General features: G+C 62.3%; 26 protein-coding genes. 19 read left to right on the plus strand and 7 right to left on the minus strand.

What is annotated here, in order from left to right; translation table 11 throughout:
• Window positions 1–426: 426 nt before the first annotated feature.
• The 6 genes from IB263_RS02755 to IB263_RS02780 all read right to left on the minus strand — a co-directional run bounded on the left by IB263_RS02755 (window position 427) and on the right by IB263_RS02780 (window position 5,621).
• A complete protein-coding gene (locus tag IB263_RS02755) occupies window positions 427–813 on the minus strand; it encodes a DUF930 domain-containing protein (protein ID WP_043613096.1) in 387 nt (128 codons plus the stop codon).
• 121 nt (window positions 814–934) lie between these two features.
• Entirely contained in the window at window positions 935–1,396 is a 462-nt protein-coding gene (locus IB263_RS02760; protein WP_034796972.1) for a YbaK/EbsC family protein, read from the minus strand.
• Window positions 1,397–1,484: 88 nt separating this feature from the next.
• Window positions 1,485–1,673: a hypothetical protein gene (locus IB263_RS02765; protein ID WP_034796970.1), complete on the minus strand. Its 189-nt coding sequence runs from the start codon at window positions 1,671–1,673 to the stop codon at window positions 1,485–1,487.
• A gap of 127 nt (window positions 1,674–1,800) precedes the next feature.
• Window positions 1,801–2,055, minus strand: coding sequence for a GlsB/YeaQ/YmgE family stress response membrane protein (locus IB263_RS02770; protein WP_034796969.1), 255 nt, complete (start codon window positions 2,053–2,055; stop codon window positions 1,801–1,803).
• 156 nt (window positions 2,056–2,211) lie between these two features.
• The gene (gene rhaI / locus IB263_RS02775; RefSeq protein ID WP_192437553.1) at window positions 2,212–3,507 is read right to left on the minus strand and encodes an L-rhamnose catabolism isomerase; all 1,296 of its coding nucleotides are present in this window, start codon (window positions 3,505–3,507) and stop codon (window positions 2,212–2,214) included.
• A gap of 14 nt (window positions 3,508–3,521) precedes the next feature.
• A complete protein-coding gene (locus IB263_RS02780; RefSeq protein ID WP_034796967.1) occupies window positions 3,522–5,621 on the minus strand; it encodes a bifunctional rhamnulose-1-phosphate aldolase/short-chain dehydrogenase in 2,100 nt (699 codons plus the stop codon).
• A gap of 203 nt (window positions 5,622–5,824) precedes the next feature.
• Here IB263_RS02780 and IB263_RS02785 point away from each other — a divergent pair, with 203 nt between their 5' ends.
• From IB263_RS02785 to IB263_RS02815, 7 genes are all read left to right on the plus strand, one after another.
• Entirely contained in the window at window positions 5,825–6,637 is an 813-nt protein-coding gene (locus tag IB263_RS02785; protein WP_192437555.1) for a DeoR/GlpR family DNA-binding transcription regulator, read from the plus strand.
• A gap of 117 nt (window positions 6,638–6,754) precedes the next feature.
• Entirely contained in the window at window positions 6,755–7,744 is a 990-nt protein-coding gene (rhaS, locus tag IB263_RS02790; RefSeq protein WP_060522260.1) for a rhamnose ABC transporter substrate-binding protein, read from the plus strand.
• Between the two features lie 266 nt (window positions 7,745–8,010).
• On the plus strand, window positions 8,011–9,507 hold the full coding sequence (locus IB263_RS02795) for a sugar ABC transporter ATP-binding protein (protein ID WP_060522259.1): 1,497 nt from the start codon (window positions 8,011–8,013) through the stop codon (window positions 9,505–9,507).
• Window positions 9,504–10,484, plus strand: a complete 981-nt coding sequence (locus IB263_RS02800) for an ABC transporter permease (RefSeq protein ID WP_089043323.1) — start codon at window positions 9,504–9,506, stop codon at window positions 10,482–10,484. Before IB263_RS02795 ends, IB263_RS02800 begins: the two co-directional genes overlap by 4 nt.
• Window positions 10,484–11,488 (plus strand): ABC transporter permease, encoded by a 1,005-nt coding sequence (locus IB263_RS02805; protein ID WP_060522257.1) that lies wholly within the window; start codon window positions 10,484–10,486, stop codon window positions 11,486–11,488. Before IB263_RS02800 ends, IB263_RS02805 begins: the two co-directional genes overlap by 1 nt.
• A gap of 7 nt (window positions 11,489–11,495) precedes the next feature.
• Window positions 11,496–11,810, plus strand: a complete 315-nt coding sequence (gene rhaM / locus IB263_RS02810) for an L-rhamnose mutarotase (RefSeq protein ID WP_192437557.1) — start codon at window positions 11,496–11,498, stop codon at window positions 11,808–11,810.
• Window positions 11,811–11,814: 4 nt separating this feature from the next.
• A complete protein-coding gene (locus IB263_RS02815) occupies window positions 11,815–13,203 on the plus strand; it encodes an FGGY-family carbohydrate kinase (RefSeq protein WP_192437559.1) in 1,389 nt (462 codons plus the stop codon).
• Window positions 13,204–13,254: 51 nt separating this feature from the next.
• Here the strand turns inward: IB263_RS02815 and IB263_RS02820 are convergent, their stop codons facing one another.
• On the minus strand, window positions 13,255–13,497 hold the full coding sequence (locus tag IB263_RS02820; protein WP_156552927.1) for a hypothetical protein: 243 nt from the start codon (window positions 13,495–13,497) through the stop codon (window positions 13,255–13,257).
• 395 nt (window positions 13,498–13,892) lie between these two features.
• Here IB263_RS02820 and IB263_RS02825 point away from each other — a divergent pair, with 395 nt between their 5' ends.
• From IB263_RS02825 to visN, 12 genes are all read left to right on the plus strand, one after another.
• Window positions 13,893–15,509 carry a globin-coupled sensor protein gene (locus IB263_RS02825; protein WP_192437561.1) on the plus strand — a complete coding sequence of 539 codons (1,617 nt, stop codon included), beginning with the start codon at window positions 13,893–13,895 and terminating at the stop codon, window positions 15,507–15,509.
• Between the two features lie 41 nt (window positions 15,510–15,550).
• Window positions 15,551–15,844: an STAS domain-containing protein gene (locus IB263_RS02830; protein WP_192437563.1), complete on the plus strand. Its 294-nt coding sequence runs from the start codon at window positions 15,551–15,553 to the stop codon at window positions 15,842–15,844.
• 4 nt (window positions 15,845–15,848) lie between these two features.
• Window positions 15,849–16,214 (plus strand): response regulator, encoded by a 366-nt coding sequence (locus tag IB263_RS02835; protein ID WP_025425897.1) that lies wholly within the window; start codon window positions 15,849–15,851, stop codon window positions 16,212–16,214.
• 19 nt (window positions 16,215–16,233) lie between these two features.
• Window positions 16,234–18,525: a chemotaxis protein CheA gene (locus IB263_RS02840; protein ID WP_192437565.1), complete on the plus strand. Its 2,292-nt coding sequence runs from the start codon at window positions 16,234–16,236 to the stop codon at window positions 18,523–18,525.
• A 5-nt stretch (window positions 18,526–18,530) separates the two neighbouring features.
• Entirely contained in the window at window positions 18,531–19,001 is a 471-nt protein-coding gene (locus IB263_RS02845) for a chemotaxis protein CheW (protein ID WP_034796948.1), read from the plus strand.
• Entirely contained in the window at window positions 18,998–19,906 is a 909-nt protein-coding gene (locus IB263_RS02850; protein ID WP_060581896.1) for a protein-glutamate O-methyltransferase, read from the plus strand. The genes IB263_RS02845 and IB263_RS02850 overlap by 4 nt, the downstream gene beginning before the upstream one ends.
• Window positions 19,903–20,961, plus strand: a complete 1,059-nt coding sequence (locus tag IB263_RS02855; protein ID WP_034796943.1) for a chemotaxis response regulator protein-glutamate methylesterase — start codon at window positions 19,903–19,905, stop codon at window positions 20,959–20,961. The genes IB263_RS02850 and IB263_RS02855 overlap by 4 nt, the downstream gene beginning before the upstream one ends.
• Window positions 20,961–21,350, plus strand: a complete 390-nt coding sequence (locus IB263_RS02860; protein WP_025425902.1) for a response regulator — start codon at window positions 20,961–20,963, stop codon at window positions 21,348–21,350. Before IB263_RS02855 ends, IB263_RS02860 begins: the two co-directional genes overlap by 1 nt.
• Entirely contained in the window at window positions 21,347–21,901 is a 555-nt protein-coding gene (cheD, locus tag IB263_RS02865) for a chemoreceptor glutamine deamidase CheD (protein WP_034796938.1), read from the plus strand. The genes IB263_RS02860 and cheD overlap by 4 nt, the downstream gene beginning before the upstream one ends.
• Before the next feature lie 73 nt (window positions 21,902–21,974).
• Entirely contained in the window at window positions 21,975–22,367 is a 393-nt protein-coding gene (locus IB263_RS02870; protein WP_034796935.1) for a hypothetical protein, read from the plus strand.
• Window positions 22,368–22,726: 359 nt separating this feature from the next.
• On the plus strand, window positions 22,727–24,403 hold the full coding sequence (gene fliF / locus IB263_RS02875; RefSeq protein WP_034796933.1) for a flagellar basal-body MS-ring/collar protein FliF: 1,677 nt from the start codon (window positions 22,727–22,729) through the stop codon (window positions 24,401–24,403).
• Between the two features lie 842 nt (window positions 24,404–25,245).
• The gene (visN, locus tag IB263_RS02880) at window positions 25,246–25,986 is read left to right on the plus strand and encodes a transcriptional regulator VisN (RefSeq protein WP_034796931.1); all 741 of its coding nucleotides are present in this window, start codon (window positions 25,246–25,248) and stop codon (window positions 25,984–25,986) included.
• Window positions 25,987–25,998: the final 12 nt, after the last annotated feature.

Genomic DNA, 25,998 nt, shown 5'->3' on the forward strand with positions numbered 1-25,998 from the left:
GGACGTTGCCGTTGCCCGCATCGCCAGCCCTGGCGCTGCCCGCACGGCGCAGGTGTCCCGCGCATGCAGGGAACGCCCCCTGCACATTCCTTATTCCGCTTCGATCTTGTGTGAGCCTTGTCTTGGATAGGCGATGTCGGCCCCCTCTCGGCGCCGATCAAACGCGGTTAACGCTTTGTTAACCATGCTGGCGCACTCTCGGATCAGGCTCACGCCGCCCCTTGTGCGACGGACCGGAGCTGCCGGACGGGATACGCCGTCGCGTTCGTTCCGATGGAGCCGAGGTAAGGGTGTACAATATGGCAGAGCACATGATGAAAATGCTGATGAGCATCATGGCCGCGCTCTCGTTCGGCTCCCTGCTCTTTCTCGTGGCCATCCTCTAGGGCTCTTTGCCCTCAAGGCCACCGCGTCCTTCGACGCCTGTCAGGGATAAAGGTAGAATTCGTCCCAGCTCTCGTGCGGCACAAGCTCACCGATCTTGTATTCGAAGGACAGGACATCCAGGTGCTCGGCGTCGGTGCGGCACTTGAACTTCAGCTTGTACCATTCGCCCTTGCTGCGGAACACGGCGCCCGGCGCCTTCATCTTGTCTTCCTTCACGACCGGTTCGGCGAAAGTATAGGCAATCACCTTGTCCGGTTTGAAGCTCGACTTGTCGGCGTTGATGCGCTCCATCGCTTCGGTGTCGCAGCGCTGCTCCAGGCGGGTCTGGGGGTCGAGCTTCTCGAACTGACGTACCAGGGACTGATCCATCGCCAGCGCCGGGGAGAATGTGGCGGCGAAGACGAGCGGGTACGCGAGTAGCTTCATGCTTGACGGACTCCTGGGAACGGAAAGGACCAACCCGGCAAATCACTGCCGGGCGCGCGCTTGCGGTTTCAGTTAAGCTTTGTGGCCATTCCAAGGCATGCCCCGTATCCGCAACGGCAAACTACGCTTCCGATACGTCGATCCACTCGGCGCCGGTCAGCTCGGCGATGCGGGTCGGGCTGATGTGCACAGCCGCATTGGTGGCACCGGCGGCCGGCACGACGATGTCGTAGGCCTTGAGCGACAGGTCGCAATAGATGCTGTGCGGCTTGGCGAGACCGAAGGGGCAGACGCCGCCGACCGGGTGGCCGGTCTCGGCTTCCACCTCGTCGAAACCAAGCATGCGGGCCTTTGTGCCGAAGCGAGCCTTGTACTTCTTGTTGTCGAGGCGGGCGTCGCCACGCGTGACGATCAGGATCACGTCGTCGCCGACGCGAAGCGCCAGCGTCTTGGCGATCTGGGCCGGCTCGACGCCGTGGCCCTCGGCCGCAAGAGCAACCGTGGCGGTGCTTTGTTGTAGCTCAATGACGTCGATATCTGGGGCGTGCTGGGAGAAGAAGTCTTTGACGGAGGTCAGGCTCATGGCGAACAGTTCACGTTATTGAAAAGGCAAGGGCGGCCGCCGCGGCGCAAGGAGCGCTAGGGTCCTTCGTGCCGGGCGCGCAAATCTCTCAATCGTCGTTGGAAGCGTCAAGGTCTTCCGGGCGCAGACCTTCCTGCTGCGGTGGCAGGTAGCCGTGATTGGTGAACCAGTTTTCGAGGATCGCGATGATCGCCTGATCCCGTGTCTGCATTCCCGGGTGATCCGCAATGAACGACTTGAGCGCCGTTTCGATCTTGTCGGTGTAAAGTGCGTTCATGCTCGCCTCCGTCTGGCTATGTGCGATGTCCCGTCCAGCAGATCACAGTGCTACAGCCCCCTTCGCGCGTCCAGATGGAACGGCCGGGGATATCCCGGGCGCGAAGGGTACTGCCGCCGACGATGGGTCAGGCCTGTTTGACGATGCGGATCAGCACCAGAAGGATGACGGCACCGATCGTCGCGTGCAGGATCGCTGAAAGGATGCCGGTGCCGAGGCTGATGCCGATCGCCGGAAAGAGGAAGCCGGCGATGAAGGCGCCGATGATGCCGACGACCATATTGCCGATGAGGCCGAAACCGCCGCCCTTGACAATGAGGCCGGCGAGCCAGCCGGCGACCGCGCCGACGATCAGGAAGACGAGAATGCTTTCAATGCCCATGAACGGGTCCCTTTCCGTTGAATCTCCAAGGGAAAGATAGATCAGGAATTGAAATCAGATAGGGGGCAATTTCATCGCGCAGCGATTTTTTGAGCTGTCGAGCGTGGGATGCGGCGCCGGGCCTCAAATGGCAGCCCGGCGCCGCTCGTTTCAGGGTCAGACGATACCGCCCCCGCCGCCGGCAACGGCCGGGCGCTCAGCCGCGACTTTCGCGCGGTAACCGCTCCTGCGATAGGCCGCGACAGGTGCGATTGCACCGCCGCTTTCGAGCCGCGCCATCGCTAGAATAGGCTCGACGTCGGTGCGGAAGGCTACCTTCAGCGTCTCGCTCGCCATCAGCGCGTCGCTGTCGTCCTGGTAGCCCGCGAGCGCCTGGCGGTCGACAATCAGCGCCTGGGCATAGGCGCGGCAGACCTCGGTGGCGCTCGTCATCAGGCTTTCGATCGGGTCGGTGACGTTGTGGCTCTGGTCGAGCATGTGCGCCGGCTCGAACCCCTTGGCCTTGCGGGTCTCCGCATCGACGAGTTCGTTGAAGACGAGGAACAGCCGGTAGGGATCGATCGAACCGGTGTCGAGATCGTCGTCACCATACTTCGAATCGTTGAAGTGGAAGCCGCCGAGCTTGCCGAACTGGATGAGGCGGGCGACGATCATCTCGATGTTGACGTTCGGCGCATGGTGGCCAAGGTCGACAAGGCAGAAGGCCTTGGGGCCGAGCTCCTGGGCGATCAGGTAGTTGCTGCCCCAGTCCTGGACGACGGTCGAATAGAAGGCCGGCTCGAACATCTTGTGTTCGGTGTAGACGCGCCAGTCATCCGGCAGCGCCGCGTAGACCGATTTCATCGCGTCGAGATAACGCTCGAAAGCGCGGGTGAAGTTGCTCTGGCCGGGGAAGTTAGAGCCGTCGCCGACCCAGACCGTCAGCGCCTTGGACCCAAGCTGCCGGCCGATCTCGATGCATTCGAGATTGTGCTCCACCGCTTGGGCGCGCGTGGCGGCGTCGGCATGCGACAGCGAGCCGAACTTGTAGGAATGTTCCTGGCCCGGCGCGTCGGAGAAGGTGTTGGAGTTCATCGCATCGAAACCGAGGCCGAGCGACGTGCCCTTCTCCTTTAGTTCGGAAATGTCGCTCACCTTGTCCCACGGGATATGCAGCGAGACGGTCGGCGTCGCCCGGGTCAGCTGCTGGATGACCGCGCAATCCTCGAGCTTGTCGAAGATGTTGCGCGGTTCGCCCTTGCCGGGGAAGCGGGCAAAGCGCGTGCCGCCGGTGCCGACACCCCAGGAAGGGACGGCAACACCGTAGGCGGCGACCTTCCGTTTGATCTCGTCGATCGCGATGCCGCGCCGGCTGAGCCTTTCGCCGAGGCTCTCATAATCCCGGCGAAGTGCAGTGAGCCGGCTTTCGTTCTCGGCCTCGACGGTCGCCTGGCTGATCATGGTGGTCGTCATGAAACTCTCCTCGATCAGCGGGTGAAGGACTGGGCGTTGCCCGCGTCGACATTGATGATGTTGCCGGTCGATTTCGCCGACATGTCGGAGGCGAGGAAATAGATCGCCTCGGCGATATCCTCGGGGAAGACGCTGAGCTTCAGCATCGAGCGCTCGCGATAATGCGCCTCGAGGTCGTCCACATCCATCTTGTAGGCGGCGGCGCGCTGTTCCTTCCACTCGCCAGTCCAGATCTTCGAGCCGCGCAACACCGCGTCGGGGTTCACGACGTTGACGCGGATCTGCGCGCCAGCCCCTTCGAGCGCCAGGCAGCGGGCGAGGTGGATTTCGGCCGCCTTGGCGGTGCAATAGGCAGATGCGCCGGGGGAGGCGGCAAGACCGTTCTTGGAGGCGACGAAGACGACGTTGCCGCCGGCCTTCTGCTGGCGGAAGATGCGGAAGGCTTCACGCGAGACGAGGAAGTAGCCGGTCGTCAGGATGTCGATGTTCTTGGTCCAGAGCGCCAGCGTCGTGTCTTCGATGGCGGCTGACGAGGCGAGGCCGGCATTGGAGACCAGGATATCGAGGCCGCCGAAGGCGAGCAGAGCGTCGGCAAAACCGCCCTCGACCGCAGCTTCGCTGGTGACGTTCATGCTGACGGAGCGGACGAAATCCTTGCCGTAGCGCTTGGACAGTTCGCCTTCGGCCGCCGCAAGCGCGGTCTCATCGATATCGGCGAGCACGACGCAGGCGCCTTCCTGCATCAGCCGGTTGGCCGTCGCCTTGCCGATACCGCCGGCGCCGCCGGTAACGAGCGCGATGCGGCCGGCGAGGCTCTTCGGCTTCGGCATGCGCTGCAGCTTTGCTTCCTCCAGCAGCCAGTATTCGATGTCGAAGGCTTCCTGTTCCGGCAGGCCGACATAGGTGGAAACGCCGGAGGCGCCGCGCATGACGTTGATGGCGTTGACGTAGAACTCGCCGGAGATGCGGGCGGTCGCCTTGTCCTTGGCAAAGGTGATCATACCGACGCCGGGCACGAGATAGACGACCGCGTTCGGGTCGCGCATGGCGGGGCTGTCTTCGTGCTTGCAGCGCTCGTAGTAGGCCGCATAGTCGGCGCGATAGGCGGCGATCGCTTCGGGCAGCGCTGCCAGCGTCTTGTCGACATCGGGACTGGCCGGATCGAAATCGACCACCAGCGGCCGGATCTTGGTGCGCAGGAAATGGTCGGGGCAGCTGGTGCCAAGAGCGGCCAGCGGCTTCAGATCCTTCGACGTGACGAAATCGAGCACGGCCTGGCTGTCGTCGAAATGGCCGACCTTCTTCTCGTCGGCGCTGATCAGCCCGCGGATGACCGGCATCAGCTTGCGGGCGACGTCGGCGCGGGCGGCCGCGTCGAGCGCCGGCTTCGCCGCGCCGCCAAAAGCAGGCTTGGTGTTCTCGGCCTCGAACCAGGCGATCGCCTTGTTGATGATCTCGACCGTCGTCTCGTAGGCTTCTTTCGCCGTGTCGCCCCAGGTGAAGAGGCCATGGCTTTCAAGCACCACACCGCGTGCGCGCGGGTTTTCCAGGCAGAACTTTTCCAGCCACAGGCCGAGCTCGTAGCCCGGGCGCTTCCACGGCAGCCAGCCGATGTCGTCGCCGAAGATCTTTGCCGTCAGCTCGCGGCTGTTCTTGGCCGCGGCAATCGCGATGATTGCGTCGGGATGCATGTGGTCGACATGCTTCTTCGGCACGTAGGCATGCAGCGGCGTGTCGATCGAGGCGGCGCGTGGATTGAGGTTGAAAGTGCAGTGCGGCAGGTAGCCGACCATCTCGTCTTCGAACGCGACACCGCGATAAATCGACTTCAGCGCGTTGAGCTTGTCCATATAGAGAGTGGCAAAACCGTCGAGCTTGATCGTTCCGACGTCGCCGCCCGAACCCTTGACCCAGAGCACCTCGACCGTGCCGCCCCCAAGCGGATCCTTCTCCATCACCTTGGCCGAGGTGTTACCGCCGCCGTAGTTGGTGATGCGCTTGTCGGAGCCGAGCAGGTTGGAGCGATAGAGCAGGCGCTCGGATTCGCTCATGCCGGCAGCCTTTGCCTCGTCCCAAAGGTTTGCAAGTCGCGCACCCTGCTGCTTGTCGAGCATCTCGAATTTCCTCCCGGTCTGATATCGCGCGGCTTGGCGACCGCGCAGAGATGTGGTTGGCATCAGATCACAGGACTTGAGCGTTAAAGTCAATCAAAAACGATCAAGTTCGCGCATATTGCGCTGCACAATGAAAAAATATGATTGTTTGTGATTGACAATGGTCGATCGTGATGGAAGCATGAACGCCATCGGAGGAACGCATGCACGAGAAAGAAAGACACCGGATCATTCAGTCGGCGGTTCAGGAAAAACCCGTCGTCACCGTCCAGGAGCTGGTCGATCTGACCGACAGTTCCGAGGCGACGATCCGGCGCGATATTGCAGCCCTCCACGTGCAGAAGAAGCTGCGACGGGTGCGCGGCGGCGCCGAGGCGATCAATCCGCCACAATTCGTCGGCCTTGCCGGTCGTCCGTTCAAGGTCAACGAGGGCCTGCACGCCCGCGAAAAGCAGGCGATCGCCAAGGAGGCGGTGGCGCTCTGCGAGGATGGCGAGCCGATCATCATCAATGGCGGCACCACGACCTTTCAGATGGTGCATTTCCTCAGCAATCGGCGAATGCAGGTTTTCACCAATTCCTTCCCGATCGCCGAGCATCTTTTGAAGCATTCGAAGAACACGGTGATGCTGTCGGGCGGCACGATCTACCGCGAGCAGAACATCATCCTCAGCCCCTTCGACAATGACGTGACGCGCAATTTCTATGCGCGCCGCATGTTCATGGGGGCACAGGGCTTAGGCCCGCTCGGCCTGATGGAGGCGGATCCGCTGTTGATCCAGGCGGAGCAGAAACTGATCGACCAGGCCGACGAACTCGTCGTGCTGGTGGACTCCTCGAAGTTTCACAAGCGGTCGAGCCTCATCCTTTGCGGGCTGAAGCGGATCGCCACTGTCATTACGGATTCGGGCATCGAGGACAGGCATGCCTCGATGCTTGAAAATGCCGGTGTGCGGCTGGTCGTTGCCAGCTCGAGAGCCGGCACAGATGCGGAGAACATGTCCTCGTCCGCCTGAGGGGTGGGCGAGGAGAGGGGAAGGTGACGCTCACGGCCGGAGGGGCCGGGGCATCGCCAATGGAGGAAATCGCGCCGGTGACGCTTGTCGCGTGCCGGTCATTGGGAGGAAATGAGCATGAAAATCCTGAAGTCACTGATGGTCACGGCCGCCGTTTCGCTGGCGCTGATGGCCAATGCCGCGCATGCGGAAAACAAGAAGATCGCGCTCGTGGTCAAGGCGCTCGGCATCGGCTTCTTCGAAGCCGCCAACAAGGGCGCGCAGGAAGCCGCCAAGGAGCTGGGCGACGTCGAGGTGATCTATACCGGCCCGACGACGACGACCGCCGAAGGCCAGATCGAGGTGATCAACTCGTTGATCGCCCAGAAGGTTGACGCCATCGCCGTTTCCGCCAACGACACCGACGCCCTCGTTCCGGCGCTGAAGAAGGCGATGGATCGCGGCATCAAGGTCATCTCCTGGGACTCAGGCGTCGCCAAGGATGGCCGCCTGATGCACCTGAACCCGTCGTCGAGCCCGCTGATCGGCAACATGATCATCAAGCTCGCCGCCGACAACCTGCCTGAGGGCGGCGATGTCGCGGTGCTTTCAGCAACGGCGACCTCGACCAACCAGAACACCTGGATCGCCGAGATGAAGAAGGTCCAGGGCAACTACAAGGGCATCAATGTCGTCGCGACCGTTTATGGTGACGACCTCGCCGACAAGTCCTATCGCGAAACGCAGGGCCTTATTCAGTCCTATCCGAACCTGAAGGCGATCATCGCGCCGACCTCGGTCGGTATCGTTGCCGCCGCCCAGGCCGTCACCGACGCCGGCAAGATCGGCCAGATCAACGTCACCGGTCTCGGCCTTCCCTCGGAAATGGCCGGCCACGTGAAGTCGGGCGCCTCCAAGTCTTTCGCGATCTGGAACCCGATCGACCTCGGCTACTCCGCAACGATGGTCGCCTACGACCTGATCAACGGTGCCGAAGCCAAGCCGGGTGCTGAACTGAAGATGGGCCGCATGGGTGCCGTCAAGCTCGACGACAACAACGAAGGCGCGATGGCCGACCCGTTCGTCTACGATGCCAAGAATGTCGAGGAATTCGCCAAGATCTTCTGATCCGGCGAAAGCCCCTCATCCGCCTGCCGGTCCCTTCTCCCCGCTTGCAGGGAGAAGGGACAAGCGGCAACGGTTTGCCCCCCTTCCCGACGAGGAGGGAAGAGAGCGGCATGCCCGAGCCTTCTCACCGCATGCGGGGAGAAGGTTAGGGTGAGGGGCAACCCGCGCGGGCGGATACGAGGGCATACGAGGCCCGAACGACTTCGCGTTATCGAAACGACTGAATGGTGGACTGTCTCTTGCTGCAGGATACGCTCACATCGCGGATGAAGCCCGCCATTGCGCTCGAAGGGATCTCGAAGTCCTTTCCCGGGGTGAAGGCGCTCTCTGATGTTTCGCTGGCGCTCTATCCGGGGTCGGTGACCGCGCTGATCGGCGAAAACGGCGCCGGGAAATCGACGCTGGTGAAGATCCTGACCGGCATCTACCAACCGGACGAGGGCACGATCTCCGTCGGTGATCAGGAGGTTCATTTCCCGACGGCGCTGGCGGCCGCACGCGCCGGCGTCACCGCGATCCATCAGGAAACCGTGCTCTTCGATGAGCTCTCGGTCGCGGAGAACATTTTCCTCGGCCACGCCCCGCGCAATCGCTTCGGGCTGATCGACTGGAAGAAGCTCAATGCCGATGCGCGTGCCTTGCTTTCGCGCGCCGGTGCCGATCTCGATCCGACCATCCGCCTGCGCGATCTCGGTATCGCCAAGAAACATCTGGTCGCGATCGCCCGCGCGCTGTCGATCGATGCGCAGGTGGTGATCATGGACGAGCCCACGGCCGCCTTGTCGCACAAGGAAATCCACGAACTCTATGCCCTCGTCGAACGGCTGAAGGCAGACGGCAAGGCGATCCTGTTCATCAGCCACAAGTTCGATGAAATCTTCCGCATCGCCGACCGCTACACGGTGTTTCGCGACGGAACGATGGTCGACGAAGGGCTGATCGCCGATGTCAGCCAGGACGAACTGGTGCGCCTCATGGTTGGCCGCGCTGTCGGTTCGGTTTACCCGAAGAAGGATGTGGCGATCGGCGAACCGGTGCTCACGGTCTCCGGCTACCGCCACCCGACCGAGTTCGAGGACATCAACTTCGAGCTTCGCCGCGGCGAGATCCTTGGCTTCTACGGCCTGGTCGGCGCCGGCCGTTCCGAGTTCATGCAGTCGCTGATCGGCGTCACCCGGCCATCGGCCGGTGCCGTCCGGCTCGATGGCGAGGTGCTGGTGATCCGCAGCCCGTCCGAAGCGATCCGGGCTGGCATCGTCTATGTGCCCGAAGAGCGCGGCCGCCAGGGTGCGATCATCGGCCTGCCGATCTTTCAGAACGTCACGCTGCCGTCGTTGTCGCGCACCTCGCGCTCGGGCTTCCTGAAGCTTGCCAACGAGTTCGCGCTCGCCCGCGAATACACCACGCGCCTCGACCTGCGCGCCGCCTCGCTCGATCAGGATGTCGGTACGCTTTCGGGCGGCAACCAGCAGAAGGTCGTTATCGCCAAGTGGCTGGCGACGAAGCCGAAGGTGATCATTCTCGACGAGCCGACCAAAGGCATCGACATCGGCTCCAAGGCCGCCGTGCACGCCTTCATGAGCGAGTTGGCGGCACAGGGCCTGAGCGTCATCATGGTCTCCTCGGAAATCCCGGAGATCATGGGCATGTCCGACCGCGTCATCGTGATGCGCGAGGGGCGGATCGCCGGGCGCTTCGAGCGCGCCGAACTGACGGCGGAAAAGCTGGTGCGTGCCGCAGCCGGCATTCAGGAGGCCGCGTGATGGCAAACATCCTCAGGAATCGCGAACTGCTGCTGGTCGGCGCGATCGCCGTGCTGCTGGCGCTGATCACCTGGCGTTTCCCGCCCTTCGTCGCGCCCGCGAACCTCGGGCGCGTCTACAACGACACGTCGATCCTGATCATTCTGGCGCTTGGCCAGATGGCGGTGATCCTGACGCGCTGCATCGATCTTTCGATGGCCGCCAACCTCGCGCTCTCGGGCATGGTGGCGGCGATGCTGAACGCCGCCTTTCCGGGCCTGCCGATCCCGCTGATCATCCTTGCGGCAGTTGCGCTCGGCACTTTGCTCGGCATGATCAACGGCGCGCTCGTCTGGAAGCTTGACATTCCGCCGATCGTCGTAACCCTCGGCACGCTCACCATCTATCGCGGCCTGATCTTTCTCTTGAGCGGCGGCAAGTGGATCAATGCCCACCAGATGAGCGACGCCTTCAAGGCATTGCCGCGCGACGAGCTCTTTGGTTTCCCGGTTCTCTCCTGGCTCTCGCTGGTGATGATCGCGCTCGTTTTCCTGCTGATGAGCCGCACGGCGCTCGGACGCGCCTTTTATGCGGTCGGCGGCAATCCGCACGCGGCGGTCTATACCGGCATCGATGTCGGCCGCACCCGCTTCTCGGCCTATTGCCTATCCGGCGCGCTTGCCGGGCTCTCGGGTTATCTTTGGGTGTCGCGTTATGCCGTCGCCTATGTCGACATCGCCGCAGGCTTCGAACTCGACATCATCGCAGCCTGCGTCATCGGCGGCATATCGATCGCCGGCGGCATCGGCACGGTAGCAGGCGCGGTGCTCGGTGCGCTGTTCCTTGGCGTGATCAAGAACGCCTTGCCGGTCATCAATATCTCGCCCTTCGCCCAATTGGCGATTTCGGGCATGGTCATCATTGTCGCTGTTGCCGTCAACGCTCGCGCCGAGCGGCGCAAGGGCCGCGTCATCTTGAGAAAGGCGGAGGCTGTCTGATGGCCGAGACCCACCTTACCCCACGACATATCCCCGATCGGCTGGAAGGCCGCGGCGCGCGCCTGCTGAAGAGCTGGGAAAGCCTGCTGCTTGTCGTCGCCTGCCTCATCTTTCTCGGCAACTCGCTGGCCTCGCCCTACTTCCTCGACCCGTGGAACCTCTCGGACGCGACCTTCAACTTCACCGAAAAGGCGATGATTGCCTTCGCCATGGCGCTGGTGATCATTTCCGGCGAGATCGATCTGTCGGTGGCCTCGATCATCGCGCTCGCCTCGACGGCGATGGGCTATGCCGTGCAACTTGGCTTCGACACGCCGGCGCTGGTGGTGATCGGTCTCTCTGTCGGGCTTCTTTGCGGTGCGATCAACGGCCTCTTGATCACCGGTCTCGGGTTGCCCTCGATCGTGGTGACCATCGGCACCATGAGCCTCTTCCGCGGTCTCTCCTTCATCATCCTCGGCGACCAGGCTTTCACCGGTTATCCCGACAGCTTCTCGTGGTTCGGCCAAGGCTATGTCTGGTGGGTGTTCTCCTTCGAGTTCACGCTCTTCGTTTCCCTCGCGGTCGTCTACGGCGTCGTCTTGCACAAGACCAATTTCGGCCGCGCGGTCTATGCCATCGGCAACAATCAGACGGCGGCGCTCTTCTCCGGCATCCGCGTTGCGCGCATCAAATTCATCCTCTTCCTCCTGACCGGGTTGATGGCCGGGCTTGCCTCGATCTGCCTGACCTCGCGCCTCGGCTCGACGCGCCCGTCGATCGCGCTCGGCTGGGAGCTGGAGGTGGTAACGATGGTGGTACTCGGCGGCGTCAACATTCTCGGTGGCTCCGGCACCATCCCGGGCGTCGTGCTGGCCGCCCTGATCATGGGTATGGTGACCTTCGGTTTCGGCCTGCTCAACGTGCCGGGCATCGTCATGTCGATCTTCATCGGCCTGCTGCTGATCTCGGTGATCGCGCTCCCCATTCTCTGGCGGCGCGCCCGTCAGCGTCTCGCACATTGAGGATCCGATGGAAAAATACGCGTTCCGCATGCGCCTGAACCCAGGCATGGCCGCCGAATACAGGGCGCGGCACGATGCCATCTGGCCGGAACTGGCCACCCTGCTGAAGGAGGCCGGCGTCTCCGACTACTCCATCCATCTGGACGAGGAGACCAGTCTGCTTTTCGGTGTGCTCTGGCGGACTGACGATCACCGCATGGCCGACCTGCCGTCCTATCCCATCATGCAGAAATGGTGGGCCTATATGGCCGATATCATGGAAACCCATGGCGATAACGAACCGGTGGCGGTGCCGCTGACGACCGTTTTCCATTTGGACTGATAAGATGCGGGTTGTTGGCGTTATCGATATCGGCAAGACCAATGCCAAGGTCGCAGCCGTTGATCTCGACCGTTTCGAGGAGATCGCTGTCCGCAAGACGGCGAATGCGGTGCTGACTGATGGTCCTTATCCGCATTTCGATGTCGAGCGTCTCTGGGCCTTCCTGCTCGAAAGCCTCGCGTCACTCCATGCCGAACACGTCTTCGAGGCGATCTCGATCACCACCCACGGCGCGACCGCCGTCGTGCTCGACGCATCAGGCAACCTGGCGCTTCCGGTGTTGGACTATGAGCACGCCGGTCCCGACAGCCTCGCCGCCGAGTATGATAATGTCAGGCCGCCCTTTTCCGAGACCGGCTCCGCGCGCCTGCCGATGGGCCTCAATGTCGGCGCCCAGCTCTATTGGCAGCAGAAGACCTTTCCCGACGACTTCGCCAGGGTCGCCTCGGTCCTCACCTATGCGCAATATTGGACCTATCGACTGACAGGTACGCTCTGTAACGAACTGACCTCGCTCGGCTGCCACACGGATCTCTGGAACCCACGGGCAGGGACATTCTCGTCTCTTGTCGAAAGCCAGGGCTGGACGCCCCTCTTCGCACCGGTGTTGAAGGCGAGCGATATTGCCGGAACGCTACTGCCAGAGCTTTGTTCGGCAACGGGCATTGCATCAGGCACCCCCGTCTATTGCGGCATTCACGATTCCAACGCCTCGCTGCTGCCGCATCTCCTGACACGTACCTCGCCCTTCTCGGTGATCTCAACCGGCACCTGGGTGGTGATGCTTGCGGTCGGTGCCGAGGCGAAGGTGCTCGATGAACACCGCGACACGCTGATCAACGTCAACGCGCTTGGCGATCCCGTACCCTCCGCCCGCTTCATGGGCGGCCGCGCCTTCCAGCTTCTGTTGGGGGAGGGGGCGCCCCCTGTGTCGCCGCGAACGGAAGAGGCCGTGGCCGGGGCCGGCCACATGCTGCTGCCGTCCATTCCCGAGGGATCCGGTCCCTTTCCGGCCGCAAAAGCGATCTGGACGACGGACGAACGGGAGCTTGGCCCCGCCGAACGCTTTGTCGTCGTCTCGTTCCATCTGGCGCTGATGACAGCCACCTGTCTCGACCTGATCGGCGCGCGCGGCGATATCGTCGTCGAAGGGCCCTTTGCTTCCAACAGGACCTATCTGCGCATGCTCGCCGCAGCGACGGGCCGGCCGGTCTTTGCCGATCCCCATAATATCACGGGTACGAGCCTCGGTGCTGCGTGTCTGGTTAAGGGATCCGCGGTCAGGACCGGGGTCGAGCCGCTTGCGGGCGAGATCGCGGAGAGCCTCGCCGCCTATGCGCAGGCATGGCAAAAGGCGACGCAGGACCATGTGTACAAAGAAAAGCGGCCGTAGAACATCCGCCCCCGGCCGCAGAGATGCCTGGTTGTGTCAGTAAGAGACGGGCTAAAGCCCGATCAAAACACAGAGCTGCGCTTTGCCGACCGGTTGTGCTCGATGTTGAGCACGATCGATACTGCCATCATTGTCAGGATTGCTGTGAGTGCGGCGCCAATGCCAAGAACAATCATTGTTCGTTTCCTGTAAGCGCATCGTCATGATGTCGCTTTGCGTGATGCGAAGGTTTCTTCGCGCATGCAGCGCCCACTTCACTTTCGCTTCGATACGCGAGCGCAAGTCGAAGTACAATTCTAAACTCTTGTGATTGAGAACCTGTTGGTTTCAGGCGTGTTTATTACAGTTTTGTTGCAGCGCAAAAACGGCGCGTGAAAACACCCTGTGAATTTTAGTGATTCCGATTAGAGGCGAGGGACCGTTAACCTTCAAGCAAGGAATTAACCATAAACATGGTCCCACACGTCGGAATGGGATAATTCACAAGTCTCCTCAAGGCATGATGCCGCCCCGCCGTACCGGTTCCGGTCCGGTATCCATTCTTCACCGAATTTACTTGCGGGATGAACGACAGCAGACGCTTTTCGGCGGAGGCTGATCTCATCGATGTGGCGTGCACGTCCGGTGGACCGTGGCTCTCCCTGATGCTCCCCAGGCAAGTTCCGAACGTGCAGCACCGGGGATCAGCGTTGAGGCAGGAAGCATCGTCAGAACAGGCAAAAAAGGGCCAGGCAGGCAGCCTGCTGGAGCGCCTGCGCTTTGCCGGGCTCGACGACGAGAGCTGCAACCGCGTCCGCGATCACAGGCAAAAGCTTTCTCCCCGGATTGATCAGGCGCTTCGCGACCTCTTCCAGCGCCTCCAGACCTATCCGGACGCCGCCCGCCATTTCGACAGCGACCGCCAGATCGACCGCCTTCAGGATCTTCAGTCGTCGCACTGGAACGTGCTGACCGACGCACGCTTTGACGGGCTTTATGCCGAGCGCATCAAGGTGCTCGCAGACACCGCAAGCCGCATGGGCCTCGACCCGCGCTGGCAGATGGCAAGCCATGCCGTCGTGCTCGAACATCTCATCGTCGGACTGATCGAAGACGCCTGGCCGCGATCCTTCCTGCCGATGGGCAAGGCGCGCCGCCGCGAACTTTGCGAGCTCGTCGCCGCTCTGGTGCGCACGACCTTCGTCGACAGCGAGATCGGCGTTTCGCTCCGCTTCAACGCCCTCCGCCAACAGCACCAGCGGCAGCTCGCCGAGCAGCGCAGCGCCGACGAGCTGGAGGTCAAGGCACTCTTCGGCGACTTTGCCGAAGGCGTGAGTCAGGGTGATCTCGGCGCGCGGTTGCCGGAAACGGCGGTCGAAGCCTATCAGCCGATCGTGGCGAGCCTGAACGCGGCACTCGAACAGATCCAGCAAAGTCTTCAGGCCTCCGATCAGCGCAGCCAGGCTGCCGGGGTACTGGTCGACCGCATGCGCGACGGCGCGACAGCCTTCACGGACAAGGCGAGCGCTGAAGCCGACGCGCTTTCCGGGCAGCTTGTCGTGCTCTCCGACATGGCCGGACGCATGGCGACCGGTTCGGGCCGGATCAGCGCCACGGAAACGAAGGCCAACGAGACCCGCATTGCCGTCGAGCGCAGCGGCGAGATCGCCGGCCAGGCGATTTCCGCCATGGCCGACATCGAGGCGTCGGCCGAAAAGATCGGCCAGATCATCGGCGTCATCGACGAGATCGCCTTCCAGACCAATCTTTTGGCGCTAAACGCCGGCATCGAAGCGGCGCGCGCCGGCGACAGCGGTCGCGGTTTTGCCGTCGTCGCTCAGGAAGTGCGTGCGCTGGCACAGCGCTCCGGCGAAGCGGCGCGCGAAATCAAGCAGCTCGTTTCCGGCACCAAGGCGCAGGTCGAGACCGGCGTCGAGATTGTCGGCCGCACCCAGGACGCGATCAGCAGCATCGTCGAGCAGGTCACGTCGATCAATTCCGCCGTCTCCGGCATCGCCCGCGAGGCGGAGCAGCAGGTCGGCGACCTCCGCGGCGTCGCGACCGAGATCGGCACGATCTCCAGGGGTGTCGAGGCAAGTGCCGCGCTGGCCGGCGAAACCGTCCGTTCGTCGGACGATCTTCATACGGTCATCGTCGAGCTCGGCGAGACCATCCGCCAGTTCCGCCTGGAGCGTCGCCATCCGGCCGCATCGGCGCGTGCCGGCCGCGAGCCCTTCCGTCACACATCCGCCGTCGTTGCCGAAGAGTCGGCCGCACCGTTGTTTGACGACGGGCTGCAGCGGCAGCTCGCCGGTTGGCAGCGCTGATATCAAGGGCAGTAGAGAGTTAGCAGTCGAGGAAGACAGGAATGGCCAGCAAGAAGACCGCCCAGAAGAAGCTTAGCCTCGCTCCGGTTTTGGACCTGAATGAGGCAACGGCACTGCACGAGAAGCTGCTCGCGCTCAAGGGCAGCGATATCGTGATCGACGCTTCCGCGGTCGAGCGGGTCGGGACGCTTTGTGTCCAGGTGCTGATGGCCGGCGCCAAGACCTGGGAAGAGGAACATTTGTCTTTCACCTTCAGCAAGGTGTCGGACGCTTTCGAGAAAACGACACAGCTCATCGGGGTCGAGATCGACCACCTGATGGCAAAGGAGATTTGAGAAAATGAAGAAGCGAGTTCTGACGGTCGACGACTCCCGGACGATCCGAAACATGCTGCTGGTCACGCTGAACAATGCCGGTTTCGAAACGATTCAGGCCGAGGACGGCGTCGAGGGTCTTGAGGTCCTGGAAGAAGCCAATCCGGACGTGATCGTCACCGACATCAACATGCCGCGTCTTGACGGCTTCGGCTTCATCGAAGGCGTGCGCAAGAACGATCGCTACCGCGCCATTCCGATCCTGGTACTGACCACCGAAAGCGACGCGGAGAAGAAGAACCGCGCGCGTCAGGCGGGTGCAACCGGCTGGATCGTCAAGCCGTTCGACCCGACCAAACTCATCGATGCAATCGAGCGCGTAACGGCCTGAAGTCCGGGGATAGCCTCCAATGGATATGAACGAAATCAAAGAGATCTTCTTCCAGGAATGCGAGGAACAACTCGCCGAACTGGAATCGGGTCTGCTGAAGCTCAATGATGGCGACCGCGACCCGGAAACGGTCAATGCCGTTTTCCGTGCGGTGCACTCCATCAAGGGTGGCGCCGGCGCCTTCGGGCTGGACGACCTCGTCTCCTTCGCGCACGTGTTCGAGACGACCCTTGATTGCGTTCGTTCCAATAGGCTCGATCCCGGACCGGAAGTTCTGAAGGTGATGCTGAAGTCGGCCGACGTACTCGCCGACCTCACCAACGCTGCGCGCGATGGCGGCAGCGTCGACGAGGCGCGCAGCCGCCAGCTGATCAAGGAACTCGAGGCGCTCGCAAACGGCGAAGTTCCACAGGCGTCGGCAGCGCCGGCCGAACCGGTTGCCAAGCCCGTCGCTGCCGTGGCTCCGCCGCCGGTCAACGACGAAGGCTTCCAGCCGGTCGCCTTCTCCTTCGATGACTTCGACGCGGCTGAAGAGCCGCCGCTGATGGAAATGCCCACATATGAGATCGTCTTCAAGCCGAAGTCCGATCTCTACGCCAAGGGCAACGAGGCAACGCTGCTTCTGCGCGACCTCTCGCGCCTTGGCGAGATGAGCATCCATTGCGACATGGGCGCACTGCCGACGCTCGATCGGCTGAGCCCGGAGAGCGCCTATTTCTTCTGGAAGATCTCGCTCAAGACCGACAAGGGCGAGGACGCGATCCGCACGGTTTTCGAATTCGCCGAGTGGGATTGCGACCTGGAAATTTCGCTGGTCGAAGACGAGGCGACGCAGTCGGGCGAAGAGCTGCCGATGCAGCCCGTTCCCTTCGACCTGTCGATCCTTGACGACGAACCGGCGGTATCGGTCGGTGTCGTCGAGGAAGAAGAACAGCTTGCCTCCCAACAGCAGGATCGCGACGCCGCGGTTTCAGCCGCCGGCACGGCCAGCAACGTGCTGCAGATGGCGAAGTCCGCCGCCCGCGCACCGGCTGAGAAGGCAGCTCCCGCGGCCAGCGCCGCCGCCCAGAGCGCTGCCGCCCAGCAGGCCGCTGCATCGGCTGCAACGCCGACCATTCGCGTCGATCTCGATCGCGTCGACCGCCTGATCAACCTTGTCGGCGAACTCGTGATCAACCAGGCGATGCTCTCGCAGAGCGTCGTCGAGAACGACACCAACGGCACGTCCTCGATCAACATGGGCCTCGAAGAGCTGCAGCAGCTCACCCGCGAGATCCAGGATTCGGTGATGGCGATCCGCGCCCAGCCGGTGAAGCCTGTCTTCCAGCGTATGTCGCGTATCGTTCGCGAAATCGCCGACATGACCGGCAAGTCGGTCCGCCTGATCACCGAAGGCGAGAACACCGAAGTCGACAAGACGGTCATCGACAAGCTCGCCGAGCCGCTGACCCACATGATCCGCAACGCGGTCGACCACGGCCTCGAAACGCCGGAGAAGCGCCTTGCCGCCGGCAAGAGCGCCGAGGGCACGGTGCGCCTGACGGCAAAGCACCGTTCCGGCCGCATCGTCATCGAGCTTGCCGACGACGGTGCCGGCATCAACCGTGAGAAGGTGCGCCAGAAGGCGATCGACAACGACCTGATCGCCGCCGACGCCAACCTCTCGGACGAAGAGATCGACAACCTGATCTTCCACGCCGGCTTCTCGACGGCCGACAAGATCTCCGACATCTCCGGCCGCGGTGTCGGCATGGACGTGGTCAAGCGCTCGATCCAGGCGCTCGGCGGTCGCATCAACATCTCCTCGAAGCCGGGCCACGGTTCGGTCTTCACCATGAGCCTGCCGTTGACGCTCGCCGTTCTCGACGGCATGGTGGTCACCGTCGCCAACCAGACGCTCGTCGTGCCGCTAACTGCGATCGTCGAAACGCTGCAGCCGGAAGCCGCAGCGATCCATTCCTTCGGCTCCAACCAGCGGCTGATCTCGATCCGCAACTCCTTCTGCCCGCTCGTCGACGTCGGCCGGATCCTGAATTTCCGTGCCATCCAGGCGAACCCGGTCGAAGGCGTCGCCCTGCTCGTCGAGTCGGAAGGTGGCGGCCAGCGCGCCCTGATGGTCGATGCGATCCAGGGCCAGCGCCAGGTGGTGATCAAGAGCCTCGAGGCCAACTACACCCACGTGCCGGGCATCGCCGCGGCGACCATTCTCGGCGACGGCCGCGTGGCGCTCATCCTCGATGTCGACGCGATCGTCGCCGCCTCGCGCGGGCATTCGCTTAAACCTGAAATGTCACTGGCTGCAGTCGGATAATGACAATGACCTATGCCGCAAAAAATCTGACCACGGACGGACGGGAGCTGATCGCTTTCCGCGTCGGCGATCAGGAATTCTGCGTAAACATCATGCAGGTGCGCGAGATCCGTGGCTGGACGCCTGCGACATCCATGCCGCATGCGCCATCCTATGTGCTCGGTGTCATCAACCTTCGCGGTGCGGTGTTGCCGATCGTCGATCTCTCGGCCCGGCTCGGCATGACACCGGCCGACCCGACCGTGCGTCACGTCATCATCGTCGCGCAGGTCAAGAGCCAGGTCGTCGGCCTTCTGGTCGACGCCGTCTCCGACATCCTGACGATTACAGACGACAAGATCCAGCCGACGCCGGATGTCATCTCGTCGGAGTTCGAAAAGAGCTTCGCGCGCGGTGTGCTTGCGATCGAAGGCCGGATGATCTGTCTCATTGAACTCGAAGCGATCTTCCCGCAGGAAGAAAGGGAAGCCGCATGAGAAGTCAGCCCATCGCTGAACAGAAACTGTCGCCGGACGAGTGCCTGGCGAGCGGCGAGTATCCGTTGACCCGCCGCGATCTTACCGAGATCGCTGCGATGATCTATGCGGATGCCGGCATCTATCTCAACGAGACCAAGGCGTCGCTTGTTTATTCGCGGCTGTCGAAGCATATCCGCAATCTCGGGCTCAAGGGCTTCCGCGAATATTGCCAGCTGGTCGCTTCGCCCGCCGGTGCGGCTGCGCGGCGCGACATGCTTTCGCATCTGACCACCAACTTCACGCGGTTCTTCCGCGAGAACCATCACTTCGAGCACCTGAAGACCGACGTGCTGCCGGAGCTCATCGCGCGCGCTAAGGCCGGCGGCCGGGTGCGCATCTGGTCGGCCGCCTGCTCGGACGGCCAGGAGCCCTATTCGATTGCGCTGACGGTTCTGTCGCTGCTGCCGAATGCGGCCGACTACGACTTCCGGATCCTGGCAACCGACATCGACCCGAAGATCCTGGCGCTCGCCCGCGCCGGTGCCTACGACGCAACCGCGCTCGAAACCGTCAATCCGGCCATGCGCAAGCAATATTTCTCCGAGGTCAACAGCGGCGGCCGCTTCAAGTGGCAGGTCGACGATCGGGTCAAGCGGCTGATCACCTTCAACGAACTGAACCTGATGGCGCAATGGCCGTTCAAGGGGCCGTTCGACGTTATCTTCTGCCGCAACGTCGTCATCTATTTCGACGAGCCGACGCAGATGAAGATCTGGTCGCGCTTCGCCGGCATGCTGAACACCGACGGTCACCTTTATATCGGCCATTCCGAACGGGTGTCCGGTGACGCGAAGGCGCACTTCGACAACATCGGCATCACCACCTACCGCCACACCGGCAAATTTCATGGAGGACGGGCATGACCACTCCCGCTCGCGTTCTCGTCGTTGACGACTCCGCCACAATGCGTGGCCTGATTACAGCCGTGCTCAACGCGGATCCAGACGTGACCGTCGTCGGCCAGGCGGCCGACGCCATGGAAGCGCGCCAGGCGATCAAGCAACTCGATCCCGATGTCGTCACCCTCGACATCGAAATGCCGAACATGAACGGCCTCGAATTCCTCGACAAGATCATGCGGCTTCGGCCAATGCCGGTCATCATGGTCTCGACGCTTACCCACAAGGGCGCTGAAGCCACGATCGCAGCACTCGAGATCGGCGCCTTCGATTGTGTCGGCAAGCCGCATCCGGGCGATCCCCATCCCTTTGCCGGTCTCGTCGACAAGGTAAAGGCGGCCGCCCGCTCGCAGCGCAAGTTCATCATCACCGGCAATAAGGTCGCGGCGCCGGCTCCGGCCAATGCGAATACGGCGTCCGAGTACCGGGCCGGCCGCAAGATCATCGCCATCGGCGCCTCGACAGGCGGCGTTGAAGCCCTGATCACGGTGCTGCAGAAGTTCCCGGCCAATTGCCCGCCGACGGTCATCACGCAGCACATGCCGCACACCTTCACCAAGAGCTTCGCCGAGCGGCTGAACCGTCTCTGCGCGCCGGCGGTGCAGGAGGCGACGGACGGCGCACGGCTCGAAATCGGCAAGGTCTACCTGGCGCCCGGTGGCGAGCGCCATCTGCAGGTCGCCAACCCGACGGCACCCTGCTGTCGCCTGGTGGACCGCGACCCGGTCAACGGGCATCGGCCTTCGGTCGACGTGCTGTTCGATTCAGTCGCCGAGCTTGCCGGACGCAATGCAATCGGTGTCATTCTGACCGGCATGGGGCGCGACGGCGCCTCCGGTCTCCTGAAAATGCGGCATGCCGGAGCAAAGACCTTCGGCCAGAACGAAAAGACATGTGTCGTCTACGGCATGCCGAGAGTCGCCTATGAATTGGGCGCCGTTGAAACCCAGCTCCCCCTCGGATCCATCGGGGAGGAGGTCCTGAAAGCAGCGGCGCTCCGCAAGGAAGGAAGCGAATAATGTCCATCGCCGAAAAAATCAAAGTTCTGATCGTCGACGATCAGGTGACGAGCCGCCTGCTCCTGGGTGACGCCCTGCAGCAGCTCGGCTTCAAGCAGATCACCGCCGCCGGTGACGGGGAGCAGGGCATGAAGATCATGGCTCAAAACCCGCACCACCTCGTGATCTCTGACTTCAACATGCCGAAGATGGACGGGCTCGGCCTGCTGCAGGCTGTCCGTTCGAACCCGGCGACCAAGAAGGCGGCCTTCATCATCCTGACGGCCCAGGGCGACCGTGCCCTGGTTCAGAAGGCAGCGGCCCTCGGTGCCAACAACGTTCTGGCCAAGCCCTTCACCATCGAAAAGATGAAGGCTGCGATCGAAGCCGTATTCGGGGCGCTCAAATGAACATGGAAGCCGCCGGCAAGCGCGTGCATGTCATCCAGGGTGAGTACAAGGTCTTCAACGATCCGAACATCGTGCTGTCGACCATTCTCGGTTCCTGTGTGGCAGCCTGCATGCGCGATCCCGTGGCCGGCGTCGGCGGCATGAATCACTTCCTGCTGCCAGGTTCCGCGACGTCGCCCATGTCCGGCGGCGACGCGACCCGCTACGGGGTCCACCTCATGGAATTGCTCATCAACGGTCTCCTGAAACAGGGCGCCCGGCGAGATCGTCTCGAAGCCAAGATCTTCGGCGGCGCCAAGACGATCGCGCGGTTTTCCAATGTCGGCGAACAGAACGCCGCCTTCGCGCGCCAGTTCCTGCTCGACGAGGGCATCCGCATCGTCGGCGAGAGCACCGGCGGCGAGCACGGCCGCAAGCTCGAATACTGGCCGTCGTCTGGCCGCGCCCGGCAATACGCCCTGACCGGCGTCGAGACGCAGCGCACGGTGCAACTGGAGGAACGCCCGATCGTCGCGCCGAAGCCGGCCGAAAGCTCCATCGAATTCTTCTGATGCTGCGAGGCAGACGCCTCGCAGGCCTGAAATACGACTTCTACCGCAGCCCCGAGCCACGTGAGACATACACATGCAGACCGACTACCTGGGCCACATGCCGCACGTGGAAGAAGCGCTCCCCGAAGTGCTGATGCGCATCGTCACCGAATTGCATGACGTCGCCTATCTGATCGAGCGGATCGAGCCGCAACTGGCCGGTGACCACGGCGCCGATGCGCTTGCCAATCCCGACAAGATGATGGTGCTGCAGGGCATCGACCTTGCCGTGCAGAAGACCCGCGGGCTGGCCGAGTTCATCGACACGATTACCGCATCGATCCCGGACGCCTGGATGGTCGACGTCACCACGGCCGTCAATCTGGTAAAGCTTGCCGATATGAAAAAGGCACTTGGCAACGGCATGTTGCGCCACGGCCACTCCCAACCGCTGACGAAGGCGGCCGGTGATTTCGAAGCGTTCTGACGCTCCCAGAGAGCCTCGCAGGACGCGGGTTCAAGAAACATCCATTTAAAATCAATGGCTTGATGTACCGAATTCTGACGCGGACGCGACTTTGTGCGCAGGTTTGGCTTCGTCCGACGGTCCGTTTCGCCCCAGTGGATAAGTTTTGCGGCGGCGCCTCCGCCGCTTCGGTCGGGCGCATCAAGCCAAGTTCGCGCAAGTTTCGTTTCCTACGGTCCGGATCGGGACTGGTGGATTCGCGCGCATTGGAAGTCGATACTCGGCATGTCGATACCCAGAAAACCCGAATGTTGGAACTGCGCAGGGCGCTCGGCCGATGATCGGCCCGTTGACCTTGCGATACTGGGTGCGGAAACAGAATGAGTCTGTTGGATCAACTCTCGACGTTCACGAAGAACCTGAGCAGTCTCGGGCAAGGCAAGCTGATCGCGTTGGCGGCGGCTGGCATTGTCGCGGTCGGCATGGTGCTCGGGGCCGGAATTTACGTCAACAGACCCTCGTTCGAGACGCTCTATGTCGGGCTCGAACGCAGCGATGTCACCCAGATCAGCATCGCGCTGGCCGAGGCCAACATCGACTTCAATGTCGGGGCTGACGGCGCCAGTCTGCAGGTTCCCGTTGGCATGACCAGCAAGGCGCGCCTGCTGCTCGCCGAGCGTGGCCTGCCGAGCAGCGCCAATGCCGGTTATGAACTCTTCGACAATGTCGGCTCGCTCGGCCTCACCTCCTTCATGCAGGAAGTGACCCGCGTGCGTGCCCTCGAAGGCGAAATCGGCCGCACCATCCAGCAGATTTCCGGTATCGCCGCCGCCCGCGTCCACATCGTGATGCCGGAGCGCGGCAGCTTCCGCAAGGCAGACCAGAACCCCACCGCCTCGGTCATGATTCGCGCCAGCGCCACGGTCGGCCGCAGCGCCGCCGCTTCGATCCGTCATCTCGTCGCCTCGTCCGTACCGGGGCTCGACGTCGATGACGTGACCGTGCTCGATTCGACCGGCCAGCTTCTCGCATCGGGCGACGATCCGGCCAACAGCGCCCTCAACCAGTCGCTCGGCGTCGTCCAGAACGTCCAGACCGAGCTTGAGAAGAAGATCGACAACGCGCTCGCTCCGTTCCTCGGCATGGACAACTTCCGTTCGAGCGTCACGGCACGTCTGAACACCGACACGCAGCAGATCCAGGAAACGGTGTTCGATCCGGAATCGCGGGTCGAACGCTCTACCCGCGTGACCAAGGAAGAGCAGAAGTCCAGCCAACAGCAACCGGACAATGCAGCGACGGTGCAGCAGAACATTCCTCAGGCCGCCCCGAAGGGCGGTGCCGGCCCGCAGTCGAGCGACCAGGCCGAGAAGAAGGAAGAGCAGACCAACTACGAGATCAACAGCAAGACGATCGCCACCGTCAAGAACAGCTATACGGTCGAGCGGCTCTCCGTTGCCGTCGTCGTCAACCGCGGCCGCCTGGCAGCGATGGTCGGCGAACCGGCCGATCAGGCCAAGATCGACGCCTATCTCGCTGACATGCAGAAGATCGTCGCTTCGGCTGCCGGCCTCGATACCAACCGCGGCGACGTCGTGACCCTGACCGCCATGGACTTCGTCGAGACGCAGCTGCTCGACCAGGCGGTGGCCGGTCCCGGTGTGATGGAGACGCTCACTCGCAATCTCGGCGGTATCATCAACGCGCTCGCCTTCATCGTCGTCGCCTTCCTGGTGGTCTGGATGGGCATGCGGCCCCTGGCACGCCAGCTCGGTCTCGGTGGCGGTGCCGGTCAGATCCAGGGCGAAGCAGCCGGCCTCGAACTGCCCGACTTCTCTCCGGCCAATGCCGGTGCCGGTGGCGCGCTCATGGACGGCTTCGGCTCGGACTTCGGCTTCGACAGCACCGACGACCTGCTCAGCATGGGCGACGACAGCGGCGGCTTCAACCGCCGCGTCAAGGAAGGGCCGGAACGGCGCCTGGCCCGCATGGTCGAGATCAGCGAAGAGCGCGCGGCGAAGATCCTGCGCAAGTGGGCTCTCGACAAGGCGGCCTGACACTCAGAAAACAGCTTTGGAATTTCTTGCAAATCCCGCCCTCGTGGCGGGATTTTTCTTGTCCCCGCTGCCTGTGATCGCGCTTGCGGTGGATTTCGATGTTGGGAGCAAATATTGCGGGAGTCCGGCCGCCGGTTTTCATCTGGCTTCAAAATTGCTTCAAGTTTCGAAGGGAGCTCGCGTGAGTCCCGGTGGAATCCCGGATGGTAATGTTTTAACGATATCTTAATTTATAGATTCCGCGCGCCCGCATGACGTGCATTGTGCTGTGTCATCTACTATGACGGTTTCGAGCAATACAGAGTTCAATCGAAATATATCTTTGTTATAGCCGAAATTAATTCTATGGCTTTCACAATTTATATATCTGTAAAATGAGCGTTGTCTGAAAATGGGCTGGTGCATTTGAGCAACAGCTATGAAAACAAAGTATAATATCGTGCGAATTCGAAATTCTCTGAACGCGCAGAACCGTCCTTTTTTGGGATGAAATTCCGGTGCTTTCCACTTGCAACGCTGCATCGGATCCCGCCTGAGGCGCGGAAATTGTGGATTTTCAGGAGAAAAATCTCTGCTTTTCAATGTGTTGCGATGCCGCGCCGGTTCTGGCAGTGGCGCAGGGGCGTTGGCAGGGGTGACTGATCACGAATCGCGACATGCCAGCGGCACGAAGTAAATAGCCAGAAGAGGGCGATGTTTTTTTTCTCGCGTCGATGTACATTTTTAGCAGTTGATTCGTGTCCTGATCTGCGACTGGTGGTGATATTCGGCTTCGGCCGGCTGTTGGCGGCGGCAGCGCAAATGCAGTTCCGGGATGTGGATCCGGCACAGGGGCTGAACTCATGGACATTTCGCAAGCAGACATTGCTGTCTGGCCTTTGCCGACGGCACCGACACGCGCACGCGGCGGCGGGTTTTCGCGCGAGCAGCTTTTGCGACGACTGGGCGAAGTCGCCGGGCGCGGTGCTCTCGGAAGCGGCCTTTCGGCGCTGACGGAATATGTCGGCGCAAGCCATTATCTGTTGGCGCGCTATGATCTGTCACAGGACAGCGGTCTCGACCATGTGGTCTGCTCGGACTGGCCTTTCGACGTCGTCCGGCGGCTTTCGGGTGTGATCACGGCGCTTCATGCCAAGACCACCGAACTGGAAAAGTGCCTCGCAGTGTTGCAGCCGTGTTTTCATGCGCTGCCGGACAATACCGAGCTTCCGCGCGGCATCAGCCGCGAATATTGCGCGATCACCTTCAATGTCGGGCGCCTGCGTTTCTCCCTGATGCTCCTGGTCCCGGAAGACGTGATCCTGTCGCAGGAGAGCCTGCGTGACGTGACGTTGCTGGCGGGCTATCTGGCAAGCTTCACCACGCGCGCCGAAGTCCGCCATGACCGCGATTTCGAGCTTACGGAGCGCGAACTCGAGTGCCTGTTCTGGATTGCCGAAGGCAAGACGAGCGAAGAGATCGCAGTGATCCTCGGCATTTCGCGCAACACCATCAACAACTACATCACCAGCGTCATGCGCAAGACTGCGACCAGGACGCGGTCGGAAGCGATTGCCTACGCGGTGCGCAACAATCTTGTGTAAGGGACGGGCGCG

This window comes from Ensifer sp. ENS03 (assembly GCF_014852035.1).
GTDB lineage: Bacteria > Pseudomonadota > Alphaproteobacteria > Rhizobiales > Rhizobiaceae > Ensifer > Ensifer adhaerens.

Bases quoted from the DNA above. Each gene is read 5' to 3' on its own strand.
- IB263_RS02780 (WP_034796967.1), bottom strand. From the start codon at position 5,621: ATGCTCGACAAGCAGCAGGGTGCGCGACTTGCAAACCTTTGGGACGAG.
- cheD (WP_034796938.1), top strand. From the start codon at position 21,347: ATGAACATGGAAGCCGCCGGCAAGCGCGTGCATGTCATCCAGGGTGAG.
- IB263_RS02850 (WP_060581896.1), top strand. From the start codon at position 18,998: ATGAGAAGTCAGCCCATCGCTGAACAGAAACTGTCGCCGGACGAGTGC.
- IB263_RS02770 (WP_034796969.1), bottom strand. From the start codon at position 2,055: ATGGGCATTGAAAGCATTCTCGTCTTCCTGATCGTCGGCGCGGTCGCC.
- IB263_RS02845 (WP_034796948.1), top strand. From the start codon at position 18,531: ATGACCTATGCCGCAAAAAATCTGACCACGGACGGACGGGAGCTGATC.
- rhaI (WP_192437553.1), bottom strand. From the start codon at position 3,507: ATGACGACCACCATGATCAGCCAGGCGACCGTCGAGGCCGAGAACGAA.
- IB263_RS02815 (WP_192437559.1), top strand. From the start codon at position 11,815: ATGCGGGTTGTTGGCGTTATCGATATCGGCAAGACCAATGCCAAGGTC.
- IB263_RS02840 (WP_192437565.1), top strand. From the start codon at position 16,234: ATGGATATGAACGAAATCAAAGAGATCTTCTTCCAGGAATGCGAGGAA.
- IB263_RS02755 (WP_043613096.1), bottom strand. From the start codon at position 813: ATGAAGCTACTCGCGTACCCGCTCGTCTTCGCCGCCACATTCTCCCCG.
- IB263_RS02795 (WP_060522259.1), top strand. From the start codon at position 8,011: ATGAAGCCCGCCATTGCGCTCGAAGGGATCTCGAAGTCCTTTCCCGGG.
- IB263_RS02805 (WP_060522257.1), top strand. From the start codon at position 10,484: ATGGCCGAGACCCACCTTACCCCACGACATATCCCCGATCGGCTGGAA.
- visN (WP_034796931.1), top strand. From the start codon at position 25,246: ATGGACATTTCGCAAGCAGACATTGCTGTCTGGCCTTTGCCGACGGCA.
- IB263_RS02835 (WP_025425897.1), top strand. From the start codon at position 15,849: ATGAAGAAGCGAGTTCTGACGGTCGACGACTCCCGGACGATCCGAAAC.
- IB263_RS02785 (WP_192437555.1), top strand. From the start codon at position 5,825: ATGCACGAGAAAGAAAGACACCGGATCATTCAGTCGGCGGTTCAGGAA.
- rhaM (WP_192437557.1), top strand. From the start codon at position 11,496: ATGGAAAAATACGCGTTCCGCATGCGCCTGAACCCAGGCATGGCCGCC.
- IB263_RS02860 (WP_025425902.1), top strand. From the start codon at position 20,961: ATGTCCATCGCCGAAAAAATCAAAGTTCTGATCGTCGACGATCAGGTG.
- IB263_RS02765 (WP_034796970.1), bottom strand. From the start codon at position 1,673: ATGAACGCACTTTACACCGACAAGATCGAAACGGCGCTCAAGTCGTTC.
- IB263_RS02855 (WP_034796943.1), top strand. From the start codon at position 19,903: ATGACCACTCCCGCTCGCGTTCTCGTCGTTGACGACTCCGCCACAATG.
- fliF (WP_034796933.1), top strand. From the start codon at position 22,727: ATGAGTCTGTTGGATCAACTCTCGACGTTCACGAAGAACCTGAGCAGT.
- IB263_RS02870 (WP_034796935.1), top strand. From the start codon at position 21,975: ATGCAGACCGACTACCTGGGCCACATGCCGCACGTGGAAGAAGCGCTC.
- IB263_RS02760 (WP_034796972.1), bottom strand. From the start codon at position 1,396: ATGAGCCTGACCTCCGTCAAAGACTTCTTCTCCCAGCACGCCCCAGAT.
- IB263_RS02830 (WP_192437563.1), top strand. From the start codon at position 15,551: ATGGCCAGCAAGAAGACCGCCCAGAAGAAGCTTAGCCTCGCTCCGGTT.
- rhaS (WP_060522260.1), top strand. From the start codon at position 6,755: ATGAAAATCCTGAAGTCACTGATGGTCACGGCCGCCGTTTCGCTGGCG.